Raw genomic sequence first — 16,299 nt, 5'->3', positions numbered from 1 at the left:
GGCGGTCCGCCTTCGTCATGTCTCCGCGTCCGTCGTGTCCGAGACCGGTGAGGGGACATCGAGGGCCGAAGCGCTGACCACGCCGCTGCGACCCTCCACCGGCGGACGGTAGCTGGACAATGACGGCAGAACTGCCGGGCGGCCGGACGAGGGAACTTGCGCGTCAACGGCGGCGCAGCAGGTCCGGATCCGTCCGGAGCGCCTCGGCCAGCAGGGCGATGCGCCGGGCACCCTCGTCGACGTCGGTCGGGGACTTGCAGAACGAATACCGGATCGCACTGCGGTACGTCTGTGCGGCAGTCGATCCCGGCCGGCAGAGCGCCGGCACGGGGATGCCGACGACCCCGTGCTCCCGAGCGAGCAGTTCATTGAGCGCGAACGCATCGAGTTCGGTGAGCGCGGCGAAGTCGACGACCGTGAAGTACCCGGCCGCCGGAATCGACACGGCAGCGCCCGGCACGCTCGCACATGCGGGAACGAGCACCTCGGCGCGGGCCCGCAGCGATTCCCGATTCACAGCTGTGAACCCGCTGCCGGACTCGAGGACGCGAGCGAGGCCGATCTGCATCGGCCCGCCCCCGGTGAAGGTGAGGAACTGCTTGACCGCCTGGATCGCCTCCCGCACCGGCCTCTCGGCGATGACCCAGCCGAGCTTCCACCCGGTGATGTTCCAGCTCTTGCCCGCCGAGGAGACGGTGACGACACGGGCCGGATCGCTCACCGCGACGGCCGGGGGAACATGGTCGGAGGGGGCGAGGATGAGCTCCTCGTAGACCTCATCGGTGAGGACCCACGCATCCGCAGCCGTCGCCGCATCCCCGATGCGCGCGAGGTCATCCGCTGAGAAGACGAAGCCGGTCGGGTTGTGGGGCGTGTTGACGATGATGAGGGAGACCGGGGGAGCGGAGGTCATGACGCGGTCGAACTCCTCCCAATCGGGGTGGAATCCACCGGTCCCATCAGGGAGGATGGGCACCGTCGAGAGCACTCCGCCGGCCGCGGCGACGGCCGCAGGATACCCGTCGTAGAACGGCTCGAACGTCACGACACGGCCCCCGCGGGGGACGAGGGCGAGCACCGCCGCCGTCAGCCCCTCGGTCGCTCCGCAGGTGATGAGCACGTCAGCGGGGTCGACCGCCTGACCGAAGTCCCGGGCCCGCTGTGCGGCGACGGCCTCCCGCAGAACCGGGTGGCCCTGGCCGGGGGCGTACTGGTTGATCCCCTCGTCCATCGCCGCGGTCGTGGCGGCGATGAGCTCCGGGGGAGCGTCGGTGCCCGGCGCTCCCTGGCCGAGGTTGACCGCCCCGGTGGCTGTCGCCAGCGCCGTCATCTGGCCGTAGATCGTCTCGGCGATCGCGCCGTCGCTGCCGATGAGGCCGGCGGCTGCGGCCATTTCCCGCCACAGCGGCGCACGGTCGAGGTTCGGCCTCGTCCGATCCCGGTCCATGTCAGAATCCCTCCGGAGCCACGCGGCCGAGGGCGTCGAGGACGGTCTCGTGGAGGAGGCCGTTCGTTGCGACCGCATTGCCGCCGAACGGTCCCGTCACGCCCGTCGTGCTCGTGAAGGTGCCGCCGGCTTCGCTGACGATCGGGACGAGCGCTCCCATGTCGTAGAGCGCGAGCTCGGGTTCGCACGCGATGTCGACCGCGCCCTCGGCGACGAGCATATAGGAGAGGAAGTCCCCGTATCCGCGGGTGCGCCACAGCCGGTCGGTCAGTGCGATGAATTCCTCGCGGACACCGAGGTCGCGCCAGCCGCCCAGGGAAGCGAAGGAAAGAGACGCATCGGCGAGGTCCCCGACCTCGGAGACCGTGATGCGACGGGCCGGGCCCCCGATCGCCGAGGCGAAGGCCCCCGCGCCCGCGGCCGCCCACCACCGCCTGCCGAGCGCCGGAGCCGAGACGACGCCGACGAGCGGAGTCTCCCCGTCGTAGAGGGAGATGAGCGTCGCCCATACGGGCACCCCGCGCACATAGTTCTTCGTGCCGTCGATGGGATCGATGATCCAGCGGCGTGAGGAGGTCCCGTGCGACCCGAACTCCTCACCGAGGACGCTGTCGTCGGGCCGGGTCAGGCGCAGGCGGTCGACGATCGCCTCTTCGACGGCCCGATCGCATTCGGTGACGGGGGTGAGGTCCGGTTTCGTCTCGACTGTGAAGTCGGCGGCGACGAAGCGGGAGAGGCTCAGGGAGTCAGCGAGGTCGGCGAGGTCGAGTGCGAGGTCGAGGTCGTTCATCCCTCCACTCTAGCCAGCGTTCGACAGCAGCCGGCGCAGCGACTCCAGCCGTGAGACCCCGCCCGGCCCGGCCCGGCCCTCGGCCACCCATGAGTCGAGGCGGCATCCAGGGGCGTCGGCGAGATGGGTGCAGCCGCGCGGGCACTCGGTGGTCGCCTCGGTGAGCTCCGGGAACGCCGCGATGAGACCGTCGCGGTCGACGTGGGCGAGTCCGAAGCTGCGCACGCCGGGGGTGTCGATGAGCCAGCCGCCGGTCGTCAGGGGCAGGCACACGGCCGACGACGACGTGTGCCGACCACGGCCGGTGACGTCGTTGACGTGGCCGGTGGCGCGATCAGCGGCGGGCACGAGCGCGTTCGTCAGCGTCGATTTGCCGACCCCGGAATGGCCGACGAGGACGCTGATGTGATCGGCGAGGCGACCGGCGACGGCGTCATCGGAGAGCGTGCCGTCCTCGCGCAGCCCCGAGGAGACGATGTCGACGTCGGCCATCGAGAAGCGGCGCTCGATGTCCTCAGCGGGGGCGAGGTCGGTCTTCGTCACGACGATGAGCGGAGTGATCCCCGCATCGATCGCCGCGGCCAGAGCGCGGTCGATGAGGCCGTAGGAAGGCTCGGGATCGACCGTGGCGGTGACGATGCCCATGATGTCGACGTTGGCGACGATGACGCGCTCGGTCGGGTCGGTGTCGTCGGCGCTGCGGCGCAGCAGGGTGCGGCGCGGGGTGATCTCGACGAGGCGCGCGAGCGTGCCCTCGTCGCCCGAGGTGTCGCCGACGACCTTGACGATGTCACCGGGCACGACGGCCTGACGGCGCAGATGCGATGCCCGCACAGCGGTGACGGCCCGGCCGTCCTCGGGAAAGGCGCCGGTGTCGTCGGCCAGGACGATCCGGTAGCGTCCCCGGTCGACGGCGGTGACGAGGCCGAGCGCCGCGGAGTCGTGGCTCGGACGGTTCTTCGTCCGCGGCCGCGACCCTTTGCGGTTGGGCCGCGGACGATAGTCCTCGTCACGGAAGATGCGCGCCATCTCAGGCCCCGTGGCCCAGCATGTCCTCCCACAGGAGGGTGAACTCCGGCAGCGTCTTCGCCACGGTGCCGGCATTCTCGATGACGATGCCCTCGGCGACGAGCGCGAGGACGGCCCCGGCCATGACCATGCGGTGGTCGTGGTACGTGTGCCAGGTGCCCGCACCCGGGCGGGCGCCCGTGATCGTCAGCGCCGCGGGCTCCTCGTCGACTCCCACGCCGAGGGCGGTGAGCTCCCGGGTCAGCGCCGCGAGCCGGTCGGTCTCATGGCCGCGCAGATGCCCGATCCCGGACAGGTGCGAGGTGCCGGGGGCCAGTGCGGCGACAGCGGCGACGACCGGGGTGAGCTCGCCGACGGCGGAGAGATCGAGATCGACCGGGCGCAGGCGATGCGGCCCGCGCACCCGCAGACCGTGCCGATCGAGGTCGACGGCGGCGCCGAACGCCTCGGCGATGCGGCGGAAATCATCACCGGCCTGGGTCGTGTGCGCCGGCCACCCGGTGATCGTCACCTCACCGCCGGTGACGAGGGCAGCGGCGAGGAAGGCCGCCGCATTCGACAGATCCGGTTCGACGACGACGTCGAGACCGCGCGGCAGGCCGGGTTCGACGACCCAGTGCTCGTCCTCGGGTTCGCTGACGTCGACGCCGGCATCGGCGAGGACCTCCAGCGTCATGTCGATGTGAGGGCGGCTCGGCACGGCCTGCCCGGTGTTGCGCAGCTCGAGTCCCAGCGGCATCGCCGGAGCCGCGAGCAGGAGGCCGGAGACGAACTGGCTCGACGCGCCCGCGGCGATCTCGAGGTGACCGCCGCGCAGAGCGGAACCGGCATGGATCGTCAGCGGCAGCGAGTCTCCGGTCGCAGTGATGTCCGCGCCGAGGCGGGTGAGCGAATCGATCGTCACGCCCATCGGCCGCACCCTGGCCTGCTCGTCGCCGTCGATGACGACCTCACGACCGGTGGCCGCCGCGATCGGGGGCACGAAGCGCATGACGGTGCCGGCCAGGCCGCAGTCGACGACCGCAGGCCCGGCATCGGCCGCGGCGGAGAAGTCGATGGGAGTCACGTGGAGCGCCCCGTCGACCTCGGTGATCTGCGCGCCGAGGCTGCCGAGCGCGGCGATCATCAGCTGCGTGTCCCGGCTGGCGAGCCAGCCGCGGATCACGGAGTCGGACTCCGCGAGCGCGGCGAGGACGAGGTAGCGGTTGGTCAGCGACTTCGAACCGGGGACCGTGACGACGGCGCTGACCGCGTCGGGCGCCCGCGGCGGACGCCAGTCACCGGTGACGGGCAGGGGAGGCTCAGTCGACGCCAAGGGCACTCATTGCCTGCTTCGACGTGTTCTCGACCGAGGACCAGAGGTCCTCGGCGGCATGCTGCGTGCGCCACCACAGGCCCGGCTTGCCGTCGGTGTCGACGCTGGCGAGCAGCGCGCCGCCGAGCATCGAGGTGCGGGTGAGGGTGCGTTCGAGGCGCTCGCGCTTCTCCTCCTTCGACGTCGCCTTCTCCGCGGCGATGCGCTCACCGATGGTGTCGAGCAGGTAGGTGCCGACGAGCACCGAGGCGCTGAGCCGGGGGAAGCGTCCGATCGCCAGCAGCGAGCCGGCGGCGACCTGGGCGGCACCGGTGGCTCGCGCGACCGTCGTGGCGTCGAAGGGGATGTCGACGCGCTTGCGCGCCTGGGCGAGCAGTGGGCCGATCGAGGCGGTGGCCGCTTCGGGGTGCCGGAGACGGCTGATGCCGTTGCTGATGTAGCCGGCGGCGAGCATGGGACGGGCGATGAGACGAATGGGAGACACAGGGTTCCTTTCTGCGACTGTTGTCGGGCATCTCACCCGCAAGCATAGCCGCTGTCGGGGAATATCGGGACAGCGCCGAAACGTTGACACGACACTGTGAATGACCGGTCGAGCGCCGCGGCCCACCAGGGGTCCGCGGGTGCTGTCACACAGGCCGGGTGAGGAGGACTTTCGTGAGTGCCACTGCCGTGTTGGAGAGAACGGGCGTACCATTGTCGGTGATGACCGAATCAGTCAAAGAAGTCGACGAAACCGAGGCCGAGCGCTCGGCCCGCTTCGAGCGCGACGCTCTCGAATACCTCAACCAGCTCTACGCCGCGGCCCTGAGGATGACACGGAATCCCGCCGATGCCGAAGACCTCGTGCAGGAGGCGTACGCGAAGGCCTACGCCGCCTTCCACCAGTACACTCCCGGCACGAACCTCAAGGCGTGGCTCTACCGGATCCTCACCAACACCTTCATCAACAACTACCGCAAGAAGCAGCGCCAGCCGCAGGAGCACGGCAGCGAGGACATCGAGGACTGGCAGATCGCCCAGGCCGCGAGCCACACCTCCTCCGAGGGACGCTCGGCCGAACTCGAAGCCCTCGACCACCTGCCCGACTCCGACATCAAGGACGCCCTCTCGGCGCTGCCCGAGGACTTCCGCATGGTCGTCTACTACGCCGATGTCGAAGGCCTGCCGTACAAGGAGATCGCGGAGATCATGGACACCCCGATCGGCACCGTGATGTCGCGCCTGCACCGCGGCCGCCGGCAGCTGCGCGAGATGCTCGCGGAATACGCCGCCGATCGCGGCTTCGGCACCAAGGACGCCGAGGGAGGTGCGAAGTGAACAACGGAGACTGCTGCGAGAGCATGCGGGCTGAATCCCTCATGCGCATCTACCATTACCTCGACGGGGAGCTGACGACGACCGAGATCCGCGAGATCTCGATCCATCTCGAGCACTGCCCGGCCTGCCACGACGAGTACGAGATCGAAGCGATGCTCAAGGAGGTCGTGCGCCGGTCCTGCGGTCGGGAGGAGGCTCCTCTGGGACTCAAGGAGAAGATCCGGCGGCGCATCGCCGTCGAGCAGGTGCGCTGGCAGCGCTGAGCGCACCGAGAACGAAGGCGGGGAGAGTCATCATGACTCTCCCCGCCTTCGTCGTGCACCCGGTGGTGCACTCACTTCTCAGCTGTTCGGACGCTTGCCGTGGTTGGCATTCGAACGACGGCGATCGCGGCGCTTGCGGCCTCGCTTGCTCATAGCGGTTCTCCTTCGATTGGACGGTTCATTGTTTCACGTTCCCGTGACCGGGACCAAGTCCACGGCACGCGTGTGCGCACCGGATGCCCGGGAGGAGGCAGGAGCCCGTCCGGCCCGGACTCCGGCCCGGTCTCAGGCGTCGTCGCCGATGACGTCGCGCACACCCAGCCACGGGAACCAGCCGCGATGGAGGACCAGCCAGGCGAGCAGTCCGTACCCCTCCTGGGCGGGCAGCCGGTCGTGGGACGAGGCGAGCTCGCGCTGCCACACTGGATGGCCGTGGAGCGGCGTAAACGTGTCGACGTAGGCGATGCCGCGGCGCTTCGCGACATCGGAGAAGCTCGTGTTGAGTTCGGCGATCCCGCGGTTGCGGTCGGAGCCGTGGTCCGGGGGAGGACCGATGACGAATGCGGAGACCTTCCGCGACAGCGCCTCGTCGAGGACATTGGCGACGTCGAGGCGGGCCCGGGCGACCGAGCGCCCGGAATCGAGGTCTCCGGTGCCGAGGGCGAGGACGAGGCGATTGTCGCCCTCGGGGCTGAAGCGCAGGGACGCCTCGGCCATCGCCCGCGAGTGGAGGCCCGCAGAGTCCTCGCTGCCGACCGCCAGCGGGTAGACGCGCAGGCCGGGCAGACTCGGCAGGGTCCGTGCGGTGACTCTGCCGACCCAGCCGAGACCGCGGCCATCGCCGTGGCCGGCGACCAGAGGGCCACCGACCACGGCGATCGTCGTCGAGGTCTCCGAGCTCACTTCTGGAGGACCCGCCCGACGACCTCCTGCTGCTGGAGTTCGTGCACGTTCTTCAGACCCGTCGCCGTCGACGCCGAGGCGGGACGGGAAACGAGGGTGAGATCGCGCCCACCGAGGAGGGGAGTGAGGTTGAGGGCCATGAACGGCCACGCACCCTGGTTCTCCGGCTCCTCCTGCGCCCACACGAGCTGGGCATCGGCCGGGTAGCGGTCGAGCACCGCGGTGATCGCCTCGTCGTCGAGCGGGTAGAGCTGCTCGACGCGCACGAGCGCGGTCGTGTCGTCGCCGTTCTTCTCCCGCTGCGCCAGCAGCTCCCAGTAGAGCTTGCCGGAGACGAGCACGATCTTCTTCACCTTGTCCGCGTCGACGGCCGGGTCGTCGATGATCGCCTCGAACTTCCCGGAGGTGAAGTCCTCGGGCGAGTTCGCCGCCGCCTTGAGGCGCAGCATCGACTTCGGGGTGAAGACGATGAGGGGCCGCTTGTTCGGCGTCAGCGCGTGACGGCGCATGAGGTGGAAGTACGAGGCACCCGAGGACGGGTAGGCCACGGTCATGTTCGACTCCGCGCACAGCTGCAGGTAGCGCTCGATGCGCGCCGAGGAGTGGTCGGGTCCCTGACCCTCGTAGCCGTGGGGCAGGAGCATGACGACACCGGAGTTCTGCTGCCACTTCTGCTCGGAGGAGGAGATGAACTCGTCGATGACCGACTGCGCCCCCTGGGCGAAGTCGCCGAACTGCGCCTCCCACGCCACGAGGGCGTCCTTGCGCTCGACCGAGTAGCCGTACTCGAAGCCCACGGCCGCGTACTCGCTCAGCAGCGAATCGTAGACGTAGAAGCGGGCCTGGTCGTCGCTGAGGTTCTGCAGCGGCGTCCACTCGTTGCCGTTGACGGAGTCGATGAGCACCGAGTGGCGCTGGACGAACGTGCCGCGGCGCGAATCCTGGCCGGCCAGCCGGACGGGGACGCCGTCCATGAGGAGCGAGCCGAAGGTGATGAGCTCGGCGAAGCCCCAGTCGATGCCGCCGTGCAGCGCCATCTCCTTGCGCTTCTCGAGGAGCGCGCGCAGCTTCTTGTGGACCGTGAAGCCCTCGGGGATGTCGACGAAGGCATCGCCGATGCGGGTCAGGGTCTCCGCGCTGATCGCCGTCGAGACGTCGTTGAGCGCTTCGATGTCGCTGGGCTGATGCGGGGCGTTGAACGCCGTGCCCTTGCCCGAGCCGGACTCCGCGGCCTTCGTCTCGGCGAACGCGGACTCCAGCTTCGACTGGTAGTCCTTGAGCGCCTCGGCGGCCTCATCGTCGGTGATGCACTTCCTGCCGACGAGGGATTCGGTGTAGAGCTTGCGCACCGACCCCTTCTTCTCGATGAGGGAGTACATGAGCGGCTGGGTCATCGACGGATCGTCGCCCTCGTTGTGGCCGCGGCGGCGGTAGCAGACGAGGTCGATGACGACGTCGCGGTTGAATTCCTGGCGGTACTCGAAGGCGAGGCGGGCCGCGCGGACCACGGCTTCGGGGTCGTCCCCGTTGACGTGGAGGATCGGGGCGTTGATCGACTTCGCGATGTCCGTGCAGTAGAACGACGAGCGCGCCGAGGCGGGCGGCGTCGTGAACCCGACCTGGTTGTTGATGATGATGTGGATCGTCCCGCCCGTGCGGTAGCCGCGCAGCTCGGAGAGGTTGAGCGTCTCGGCGACGACTCCCTGACCGGCGAAGGCGGCATCGCCGTGGACGAGGACGGGGAGCACGGTGAAGCCGGACTCGCCCTGGTCGATGACGTCCTGCTTGGCGCGCACGATGCCTTCGAGGACGGGGTCGACCGTCTCGAGGTGGCTGGGGTTCGCGGCGACGTAGACGTTCGTCGAGTTGCCCGAGGGCGAGGTGAACGAGCCCTGCGTGCCGAGGTGGTACTTGACGTCGCCGGAGCCCTGGACGCTGTCGGGCGACATCGTGCCGTCGAACTCGCGGAACATCTGGGCGTACGACTTGCCGGCGATGTTGGTGAGCACGTTGAGCCGGCCGCGGTGGGCCATGCCGATCGCGACTTCCTCGAGCCCGGCGTCGGCGGACTGGTTGAGGACCTCGTCGAGGAGGACGATCGCGGACTCGCCGCCTTCGAGGCTGAAGCGCTTCTGCCCGATGTACTTCGTCTGCAGGAACGTCTCGAACGCCTCGGCCGCGTTGAGGCGACCGAGGATGTGGCCCTGCTCCGACCGGGTGAACTCCTGGTGGGGGACCTCGATCTTCGCCTGGAACCAGCGGCGCTGCAGCGGGTCGGCGATGTGCATGTACTCGAAGCCGATCGTGCGGCAGTAGCTCTCGCGCAGCAGGCCGAGGATGTTGCGGAAGGGCATCATCGGCTTGGCGCCGAACCCGCCGGTGGGGAACTCGCGCTCGAGGTCCCACAGGGTCAGGCCGTGCTGATTGATGTCGAGATCCGGATGCGAGCGCTGCCGGTAGACGAGCGGATCGATGTTGGCCATGAGGTGGCCGCGGGTCCGGTAGGCGTCGATGAGCTCGATGACGCGGGCGGTCTTGTTGACGTCGTCCTGGTCCTCGGCGGAGACGTCGGGCACCCAGCGCACCGGCTCGTACGGCAGGCGCAGGGACTCGAAGACGTCGTCGTAGAAGCCGTCCTCGCCGAGCAGGTAGCCGTGGACGAGCTTGAGGAACTCGCCGGAGCCGGCGCCCTGGATGACGCGGTGGTCGTACGTCGAGGTCAGGGTCAGCACCTTCGAGACGGCGAGGTCGTTGATCGTGCGCTGGCTCGCGCCCTGGAACTCGGCCGGGTAGTCGAGTGCGCCGACGCCGATGATCGCGCCCTGGCCCTTGGTCAGGCGGGGGATCGAGTGGACGGTGCCGATGCCGCCGGGGTTCGTCAGGGACACTGTGGTCCCGGCGAAGTCGTCAGCGGTGAGCTTGCCTTTGCGGGCCTTGTCGACGAGGCCGTCGTAGGCGTCGACGAACTGGCGGAACGTCAGGGTCTCGGCGGCCTTGACGTTGGGGACGAGCAGCGAGCGCGTGCCGTCCTTCTTCGGCACGTCGATCGCGAGGCCGAAGTTGACGTGGGCCGGGGAGACCATCGCCGGCTTGCCGTCGCGCACGTCGTAGGAGACGTTCATGCTCGGGAAGTTCTTCAGCGCCCGGATCACGGCGAAGCCGATGAGGTGGGTGAAGGAGACCTTGCCGCCGCGGGTGCGCTTGAGGTGCGAGTTGATGACGATGCGGTTGTCGATGAGCGCCTTGGCCGGCAGCGCGCGCACCGAGGTCGCCGTCGGCACCTCGAGCGACTCCTCCATGTTCTTCGCGATGAGCTTCGCGGGGCCGCGCAGCGGGGTGATCGTCTCTTCGGGGGCGGGCTGGGGCTCGAGTTCCTTCGTCGTGACCTTGGGAACGGACTTCGTCTCCGCCTTGAGCGTCTCGGTCTCCGCCGAGGAGGGCGAGACCCCGCGCGAGGTCTCCTTGTTCGCGGGCACCGAGTCGGGGCGTTCGGCGGTGGCGGCCTCGGTGCTCTGCGGTGCGGCAGCGGCGTCCCCGGCCTTCTTCTCCGCCTGCGGCGCGGACTTCTCAGCCGTCTTCGCCGTCGAGCTCGTGGACTGGGGTGCGGAATCCGCAGCCGAGGAGGATGCGGAGGAGGTCGTCTGCGCCGACTCCGCTCCGTTCGCCTTCTCGTACTCGTCGAAGAACGGCCACCAGGACTTGTCCACAGAGTTCTTGTCTGACTTAAACTGTTCGTACAGTTCCTCGACCAACCACTCGTTCGACCCGAAGTCGTCGACGGTGCGGTTCGGAGTATTGACGGACACGGCGTTGATCGCCTACTTCCTGTTCAAGAATTGCTGCAATACGACACACACCAGCGTAACGCGATGTGCCTGCGAATGTGCACATAGGGGACAATAGTGTTATGCGTTTCATTTCACACCAACCAGAACACGATCTCACGTATTCCGACGTGTTCCTTGTCCCCAATTCCTCGTCGCTGACCTCGCGTTTCGACGTCGACCTCACCTCCACCGATCCGACAGGGTCCCCGACCCCCATCGTGGCCGCCAACATGACCGCCGTGTCGGGGCGGCGGATGGCGGAGACGATGGCCCGCCGAGGCGGTCTGGCAGTGCTTCCCCAGGACATCCCCCTGACCGCGGCCGAGGACACGATCCGCTGGGTCAAGAGCCGTGATCGGATCTTCGAATCCGCGCTCCGCTTCTCACCCGAGGACACCGTGCTCTCCGCGCTTCACGTGCTCGGCAAGCGCGCCCACGGATTCGGCGCCGTCGTCGACGGATCCGGTTCCCTCGTCGGCGTCATCGACGCCGCGAACCTCCGCGACGTCGACCGGTTCACCGCTGTCGGCGAACTCACCGAGACCTCCCCGCAGGTCATCAGGGCCGACGAGATCGACTGGGCCGACGCCCACGCGCTCGAAACGTTGTTCGAGACGATGAACGACGCGCGGACCTCCTATGCCGCGGTCGTCGACGACGCCGGGCAGCTCCTCGGCGCGCTGACGCCGAAGTCGCTCCTGCGCTCCTCGATCTACACTCCCAACCTCGACGCGGACGGGAATCTTCGGATCGCCGCAGCGATCGGCGTCAACGGCAATGCCGCCCAGCGCGCCGAGGCGCTCGTCGCCGCCGGGGCCGACGTCCTCGTCGTCGACACCGCCCACGGCCATCAGGCCAAGATGCTCGACGTGCTCACCGCCGTCGCCGACGCCGACCTCGGGGTGCCGATCGTCGCGGGCAACGTCGTCACCGCCGACGGCGTGCGCGATCTCGTCTCCGCCGGGGCCCAGATCGTCAAGGTCGGCGTCGGGCCGGGCGCGATGTGCACGACGCGGATGATGACCGCCGTCGGCCGCCCCCAGTTCTCCGCCGTCGTCGAATCCGCCGCGGCCGCCGCCGAGCTCGGCGCGCACGTGTGGGCCGACGGGGGAGTGCGCTACCCGCGCGACGTCGCGCTGGCGCTGGCCGCCGGGGCCTCCCAGGTGATGATCGGCTCGTGGTTCGCCGGCACCCACGAATCCCCGGGCGACCTCCTCGTCGACGGCGAGGGACGCCGGTACAAGGAGAGCTTCGGCATGGCCTCGGCGCGTGCGGTGGCGAACCGGACGCGGACGGAATCGGCGTTCTCCCGGGCCCGCAAGGGACTGTTCGAAGAGGGCATCTCCTCGTCGACGATGTACATCGACCCCGCCTCACCCGGCGTCGAGGACCTCCTCGACTCGATCACCTCGGGCGTCCGCAGCTCGTTCACCTACGCCGGCGCGCAGAGCCTCACCGAGTTCGCCGAGCGGGCGAGCGTCGGCGTCCAGAGCGCTGCCGGGTACGAAGAGGGTCGACCGCTGGCGGGAAGTTGGTAAGATCGGTCCATGCTCAGTGACAGTCCCCGCCGGCGGGAAGCCGGCGCCCCAGACGACGATCCTCCTCTGACAAGGGTCGTTGGCAGAGTTGACACTCGCATCGAGGTCTCGTCACGCGGGGCTCGTCACTGATGGAATGGCTGTACCTGGCCCTCGCCCTCCTTCTCATCTGCGGCACGGGCATCTTCGTCGCCGCCGAATTCTCCCTCCTCACCCTCGACCGGCACACCGCTGACAAGGCCGTGGCCGACGGGGTCGTCGGAGCGAAGACCCTGCGGCAGTCGATGACGCATCTGTCGACGCAGCTCTCGGCCGCCCAGGTCGGCATCACGATCACCACGCTGCTCACCGGCTACCTCATGGAGCCCTCGCTCGGGCGGATGCTCTCACCGGTCTTCGAGTCGTGGGGTGCGGGCCCGGGATTGGCCGAGCCGATCGCCCTGGCGATCGCCCTCATCATCTCCACGGTGCTGTCGATGATCTTCGGCGAACTCGTGCCGAAGAACCTCGCGATCGCGATCCCGCTCGCCACCGGGCGCATCGCCGCCCCCATGCAGTACGTCTTCTCCGTCGTCCTCAAGCCCGTCATCGCGTTCCTCAACGGCACGGCGAACAAGATCCTGCGGGCGATGGGCATCGAGCCGCAGGAGGAGGGCACGGTCGGTCGCTCCCCGGAGGAGCTGACCTCGCTCGTGCGCCACTCCGCCGAGGAGGGGGTGCTCGACGAGCAGACCGCTGACCTGCTCGAGCGCACCCTGTCGTTCTCCGAGCGCACCGCCGAGGACGTCATGACCCCGCGCACCCGGATGTCCTCGGTGACGAAGGACACGACGGCGCGCCAGATCATCGAACAGGCCCGGGCCACCGGGTACTCGCGGTTCCCCGTCGCCGGCGAGGACAAGGACCACATCCTCGGCGTCGTCCACGTCAAACAGGCCTTCGCGGTGCCCCCGGCCAACCGCGACGACGCCTACGCCGGGGGACTGATGACCGAGGTCACCGAGATCCCCGAGACCCTGCGCCTCGACCCGCTGCTCATGGAGCTGCGCGGCAAGGGCATGCAGATGGCCGTCGTCGTCGACGAGTTCGGCGGCACCGCCGGGGTCGTCACCCTCGAGGACGTCGTCGAGGAGCTCGTCGGGGAGGTCGCCGACGAACACGACCGGATGCGGGTGGCCGCGCGGCCGGTCCGCGACGGTTCGTGGATCGTGCCCGGGCAGCTGCGCCCCGATGAGATCGAGACGACGATCGGGCTGACGATCCCCGAGGACTCCGACTACGAGACGATCGCCGGCTTCGTGCTCAAGGAGCTCGGCCGGATCCCGGAGCCCGGCGACGAGGTGCGCACACCCGATGCCCTCATCCGGGTCGAGCGGATGCACGGGCGCCGCATCGAGCGGCTGCGTGTGGTGATGCGCGCCACCGACGCCGAGGCCTACGACGCCGCCGACCCCCGGACCCGCGAGGCGAGCGACGCCGCCGAAACCCAGTCCACCGAGGCGACCGACGCTCAGCATCGCGACGCCCGCCACCGCGCAGAGGGAGGTCGGAAGCATGAGCTCTGATTGGCTCGGACTCGTCTGGCTCGTCGTCCTGCTGCTCGGCAACGCGTTCTTCGTCGCCTCGGAGTTCGCGATCGTCGCCGCCAAGCGCTCCCAGGTGGAGCCGCGCGCGGCCGCCGGGTCGGGGGCCGCGAAGACGGCGCTCTACGCGATGGAGCACGTCTCGCTCATGCTCGCGATCTGCCAGCTCGGCATCACCGTGTGCTCGCTGCTGCTCGGCAACGTCTCCGAGCCGGCGATCCACCATCTGCTCGCGGGACCGCTCGCCGGGCTCGGGATCCCCGAATCCGCGGCGTCGACGATCTCGTTCATCCTCTCCCTCGGCATCGTCACCTACCTCCACGTCGTCATCGGCGAGATGGTGCCGAAGAACATCGCGCTGGCGACCTCGGGCCGGGCCGTCATGCTGCTCGCCCCGCCGCTCGTCTTCCTCGCCCGGATCTTCGGCTTCGTCATCAAGCCGCTCAACGGTCTCGCGAACGCGGTGCTGCGCCTCATCGGCATCCAGCCGCGTGACGAGGTCAATGAGGCCTTCACGATCGAGCAGGTCGAATCGATCGTCGCGGAGTCCAAGCGCGAGGGCCTGCTCAACGACGAGACCGGACTGCTCAAGGGCGCTCTCGAGTTCAGCGACAAGACCGCCGCCGACATCATGGTGCCGATGTCCGATCTCATCACGATCAGCGCCGAGGTGACCCCCGACGAACTCGTCACCCTCGTCGGGCGCACGGGGTACTCCCGCTACTTCGTCGTCGACGAGGACGGGTATCCCGGGCACTACCTCCACATCAAGGACGTGCTCTACTCCGAGCGCGACACCGAGCCGGTGCCGGCGAAGCGGTTCCGTCCCCTCTTCACGGTCATGGCCGACGACGAGGTCGAGGAGGCGCTCGCGCAGATGCAGAAGGTCGGCATCCACGTCGCCCGCGTCCTCGACGCCGACGGCGAGGTGCTCGGCGTGCTCTTCCTCGAGGACGTCCTCGAGGAGCTCGTCGGCGAGGTCCAGGACGCGATGCAGCGGGGACGGTTCGGCAGCTGAGGTGAGCTTCGTCTCACGCGGTGGCCGAGGTCACGGCCGAGGCGTGGTCTGTGTAACGAAATGTAACGAACAGGGTGTGCCTGGTAACATCCCGGGCGCTGTCCGGCCGCTCAGACACGAGCATCGGTGCAGGTCACACCCGAGAAAGTGGAATTAAATGACATTCTGTAACAATGCCGTTATAGTGTTGTGACATAAGCTTTTCTCTCGTTGCGCAGGCGACGGGCATGCAGCACAGCAGACGACAGTATGGAGTGATATGTCGAGTGATTCCTCGACCGCAGTGGCACCGGTCCGCCGGCGCGATCTGCGCAAACAGCACACCGCTTCGAGCGCCTTCTCCCGCGACACCCCGTCGCAGCCCCGGGCAGCAGCCCCGTCCACCACTCTCTCTCCGCGCCGCGCCGCGATGGCCGCCGAGGCCAAGGCCGCGGCCGGATCCCCGCGCCGGGCGGCCATGGCCGCCGAATCGCGCGGCACCGGCACCCTCGCCGCGTCCCTGAGCGACCGCGGTTCGGACGGCGCGCTCCTGCGCTCGGTCCGCCGCAAGCGGGTGACCACCGCCTCGGCGCTGGCCACCGTCTCCGTCACCGGCACCGCGATCGCCGCGGTGATGATCGCCGGCAACATGAGCGGTTCGCAGGAGGTCAAGGTCGACACCTCCGCGGCCGAGGCGCAGACGCGCAGCATCAACGCCGAATCGGTCTCCGCGGACATCCCCGAGACCGATGAGACGACGAGCATCGAGATCGGCGCGCCCAGCGCGAAGCAGAACAAGGCCGAGGCCGCGTCCCGCGCGATCGAGAAGACCGTCCTGCCCGGCTGCTCCGGTGAGGCCCCGTCGGGCACCCCGTCGAACGGCGAGCTGCCCGAGGAATGGCTGTGCAGCGTCGGCGTCGGCGATCACAAGCTGCGCTCGGACGCCGCCGTCGCCTTCGCGGAGATGAACGCCGCGTTCAAGAAGGAGACCGGCAAGGACATCGGCATCACCGACTCCTACCGCTCGCTCGAGGGCCAGATCTCCGTGGCCGCGCGCAAGCCCGGCTTCGCCGCCCGCCCGGGCACCTCCAACCACGGGTGGGGACTGGCGCTCGACCTCGACACCTCGAACTACGCGTGGCTCGAGGCCAACGCCGGCAAGTACGGCTGGGAGAACCCGGACTGGGCCAAGGCGAACTCCTACGAGCTCTGGCACTGGGAGTACGTGCCCGGTCGCAAGGACATGAAGGGCTCCTGAGCCCTCACCCGCTCCGCCGCCCGACACCG

General features: G+C 69.0%; 14 protein-coding genes. 6 read left to right on the top strand and 8 right to left on the bottom strand.

The features are described 5' to 3' along the window. Positions 1-163: 163 nt before the first annotated feature. From ABD154_RS02170 to ABD154_RS02150, 5 genes are read right to left on the bottom strand one after another with little or no spacing between them, the layout of a single operon-like run. Positions 164-1,447, bottom strand: coding sequence for an aminotransferase class I/II-fold pyridoxal phosphate-dependent enzyme (locus ABD154_RS02170; protein WP_344249773.1), 1,284 nt, complete (start codon positions 1,445-1,447; stop codon positions 164-166). Between the two features lies 1 nt (position 1,448). Beyond that, positions 1,449-2,237, bottom strand: a complete 789-nt coding sequence (hisN, locus tag ABD154_RS02165; RefSeq protein ID WP_344249771.1) for a histidinol-phosphatase — start codon at positions 2,235-2,237, stop codon at positions 1,449-1,451. 9 nt (positions 2,238-2,246) lie between these two features. Further along, positions 2,247-3,266, bottom strand: a complete 1,020-nt coding sequence (gene rsgA / locus ABD154_RS02160; protein WP_344249768.1) for a ribosome small subunit-dependent GTPase A — start codon at positions 3,264-3,266, stop codon at positions 2,247-2,249. A 1-nt stretch (position 3,267) separates the two neighbouring features. Next, positions 3,268-4,581, bottom strand: coding sequence for a 3-phosphoshikimate 1-carboxyvinyltransferase (aroA, locus tag ABD154_RS02155; RefSeq protein ID WP_425546716.1), 1,314 nt, complete (start codon positions 4,579-4,581; stop codon positions 3,268-3,270). Continuing rightward, positions 4,568-5,065, bottom strand: coding sequence for a DoxX family protein (locus tag ABD154_RS02150; RefSeq protein WP_137827017.1), 498 nt, complete (start codon positions 5,063-5,065; stop codon positions 4,568-4,570). Before ABD154_RS02150 ends, aroA begins: the two co-directional genes overlap by 14 nt. A gap of 221 nt (positions 5,066-5,286) precedes the next feature. Between ABD154_RS02150 and ABD154_RS02145 the strand changes: the two genes are divergently transcribed. Further along, a complete protein-coding gene (locus ABD154_RS02145; protein WP_137827018.1) occupies positions 5,287-5,901 on the top strand; it encodes a sigma-70 family RNA polymerase sigma factor in 615 nt (204 codons plus the stop codon). 41 nt (positions 5,902-5,942) lie between these two features. Beyond that, positions 5,943-6,164: a mycothiol system anti-sigma-R factor gene (gene rsrA / locus ABD154_RS02140; RefSeq protein ID WP_344249764.1), complete on the top strand. Its 222-nt coding sequence runs from the start codon at positions 5,943-5,945 to the stop codon at positions 6,162-6,164. Positions 6,165-6,242: 78 nt separating this feature from the next. Here the strand turns inward: rsrA and ABD154_RS17940 are convergent, their stop codons facing one another. From ABD154_RS17940 to ABD154_RS02130, 3 genes are all read right to left on the bottom strand, one after another. After that, entirely contained in the window at positions 6,243-6,317 is a 75-nt protein-coding gene (locus ABD154_RS17940; protein ID WP_100227367.1) for a 50S ribosomal protein bL37, read from the bottom strand. A 132-nt stretch (positions 6,318-6,449) separates the two neighbouring features. After that, the gene (locus ABD154_RS02135) at positions 6,450-7,067 is read right to left on the bottom strand and encodes a GDSL-type esterase/lipase family protein (protein ID WP_137827020.1); all 618 of its coding nucleotides are present in this window, start codon (positions 7,065-7,067) and stop codon (positions 6,450-6,452) included. Next, entirely contained in the window at positions 7,064-10,873 is a 3,810-nt protein-coding gene (locus ABD154_RS02130; protein WP_344249761.1) for a multifunctional oxoglutarate decarboxylase/oxoglutarate dehydrogenase thiamine pyrophosphate-binding subunit/dihydrolipoyllysine-residue succinyltransferase subunit, read from the bottom strand. The genes ABD154_RS02135 and ABD154_RS02130 overlap by 4 nt, the downstream gene beginning before the upstream one ends. A gap of 101 nt (positions 10,874-10,974) precedes the next feature. On the opposite strand from ABD154_RS02130, the gene guaB1 reads away from it, so the two are divergent. The 4 genes from guaB1 (at position 10,975) to ABD154_RS02110 (ending at position 16,270) form a co-directional block, all read left to right on the top strand. After that, a complete protein-coding gene (gene guaB1 / locus ABD154_RS02125; protein WP_344249759.1) occupies positions 10,975-12,432 on the top strand; it encodes a GMP reductase in 1,458 nt (485 codons plus the stop codon). Between the two features lie 131 nt (positions 12,433-12,563). Next, on the top strand, positions 12,564-13,997 hold the full coding sequence (locus tag ABD154_RS02120; protein WP_232623570.1) for a hemolysin family protein: 1,434 nt from the start codon (positions 12,564-12,566) through the stop codon (positions 13,995-13,997). Beyond that, on the top strand, positions 13,987-15,033 hold the full coding sequence (locus ABD154_RS02115; protein WP_198498581.1) for a hemolysin family protein: 1,047 nt from the start codon (positions 13,987-13,989) through the stop codon (positions 15,031-15,033). The genes ABD154_RS02120 and ABD154_RS02115 overlap by 11 nt, the downstream gene beginning before the upstream one ends. 259 nt (positions 15,034-15,292) lie before the next feature. Beyond that, complete coding sequence (locus tag ABD154_RS02110) at positions 15,293-16,270, top strand: M15 family metallopeptidase (RefSeq protein ID WP_198498582.1); 978 nt, start codon at positions 15,293-15,295, stop codon at positions 16,268-16,270. Positions 16,271-16,299: the final 29 nt, after the last annotated feature.

Source organism: Brevibacterium sanguinis (assembly GCF_039528855.1).
In the GTDB taxonomy this organism is placed as follows: Bacteria; Actinomycetota; Actinomycetes; order Actinomycetales; family Brevibacteriaceae; genus Brevibacterium; species Brevibacterium sanguinis.
Note: the sequence above shows the minus strand (reverse complement) of the source record. Positions and strands in the feature narration are given on the sequence as shown.

What these genes read in the sequence shown, in the direction of transcription:
- ABD154_RS02170 (WP_344249773.1), bottom strand. Translation starts at nt 1,447, where the DNA reads ATGGACCGGGATCGGACGAGGCCGAACCTCGACCGTGCGCCGCTGTGG.
- hisN (WP_344249771.1), bottom strand. Translation starts at nt 2,237, where the DNA reads ATGAACGACCTCGACCTCGCACTCGACCTCGCCGACCTCGCTGACTCC.
- rsgA (WP_344249768.1), bottom strand. Translation starts at nt 3,266, where the DNA reads ATGGCGCGCATCTTCCGTGACGAGGACTATCGTCCGCGGCCCAACCGC.
- ABD154_RS02145 (WP_137827018.1), top strand. Translation starts at nt 5,287, where the DNA reads ATGACCGAATCAGTCAAAGAAGTCGACGAAACCGAGGCCGAGCGCTCG.
- rsrA (WP_344249764.1), top strand. Translation starts at nt 5,943, where the DNA reads ATGCGCATCTACCATTACCTCGACGGGGAGCTGACGACGACCGAGATC.
- guaB1 (WP_344249759.1), top strand. Translation starts at nt 10,975, where the DNA reads ATGCGTTTCATTTCACACCAACCAGAACACGATCTCACGTATTCCGAC.
- ABD154_RS02120 (WP_232623570.1), top strand. Translation starts at nt 12,564, where the DNA reads ATGGAATGGCTGTACCTGGCCCTCGCCCTCCTTCTCATCTGCGGCACG.
- ABD154_RS02115 (WP_198498581.1), top strand. Translation starts at nt 13,987, where the DNA reads ATGAGCTCTGATTGGCTCGGACTCGTCTGGCTCGTCGTCCTGCTGCTC.
- ABD154_RS02110 (WP_198498582.1), top strand. Translation starts at nt 15,293, where the DNA reads ATGTCGAGTGATTCCTCGACCGCAGTGGCACCGGTCCGCCGGCGCGAT.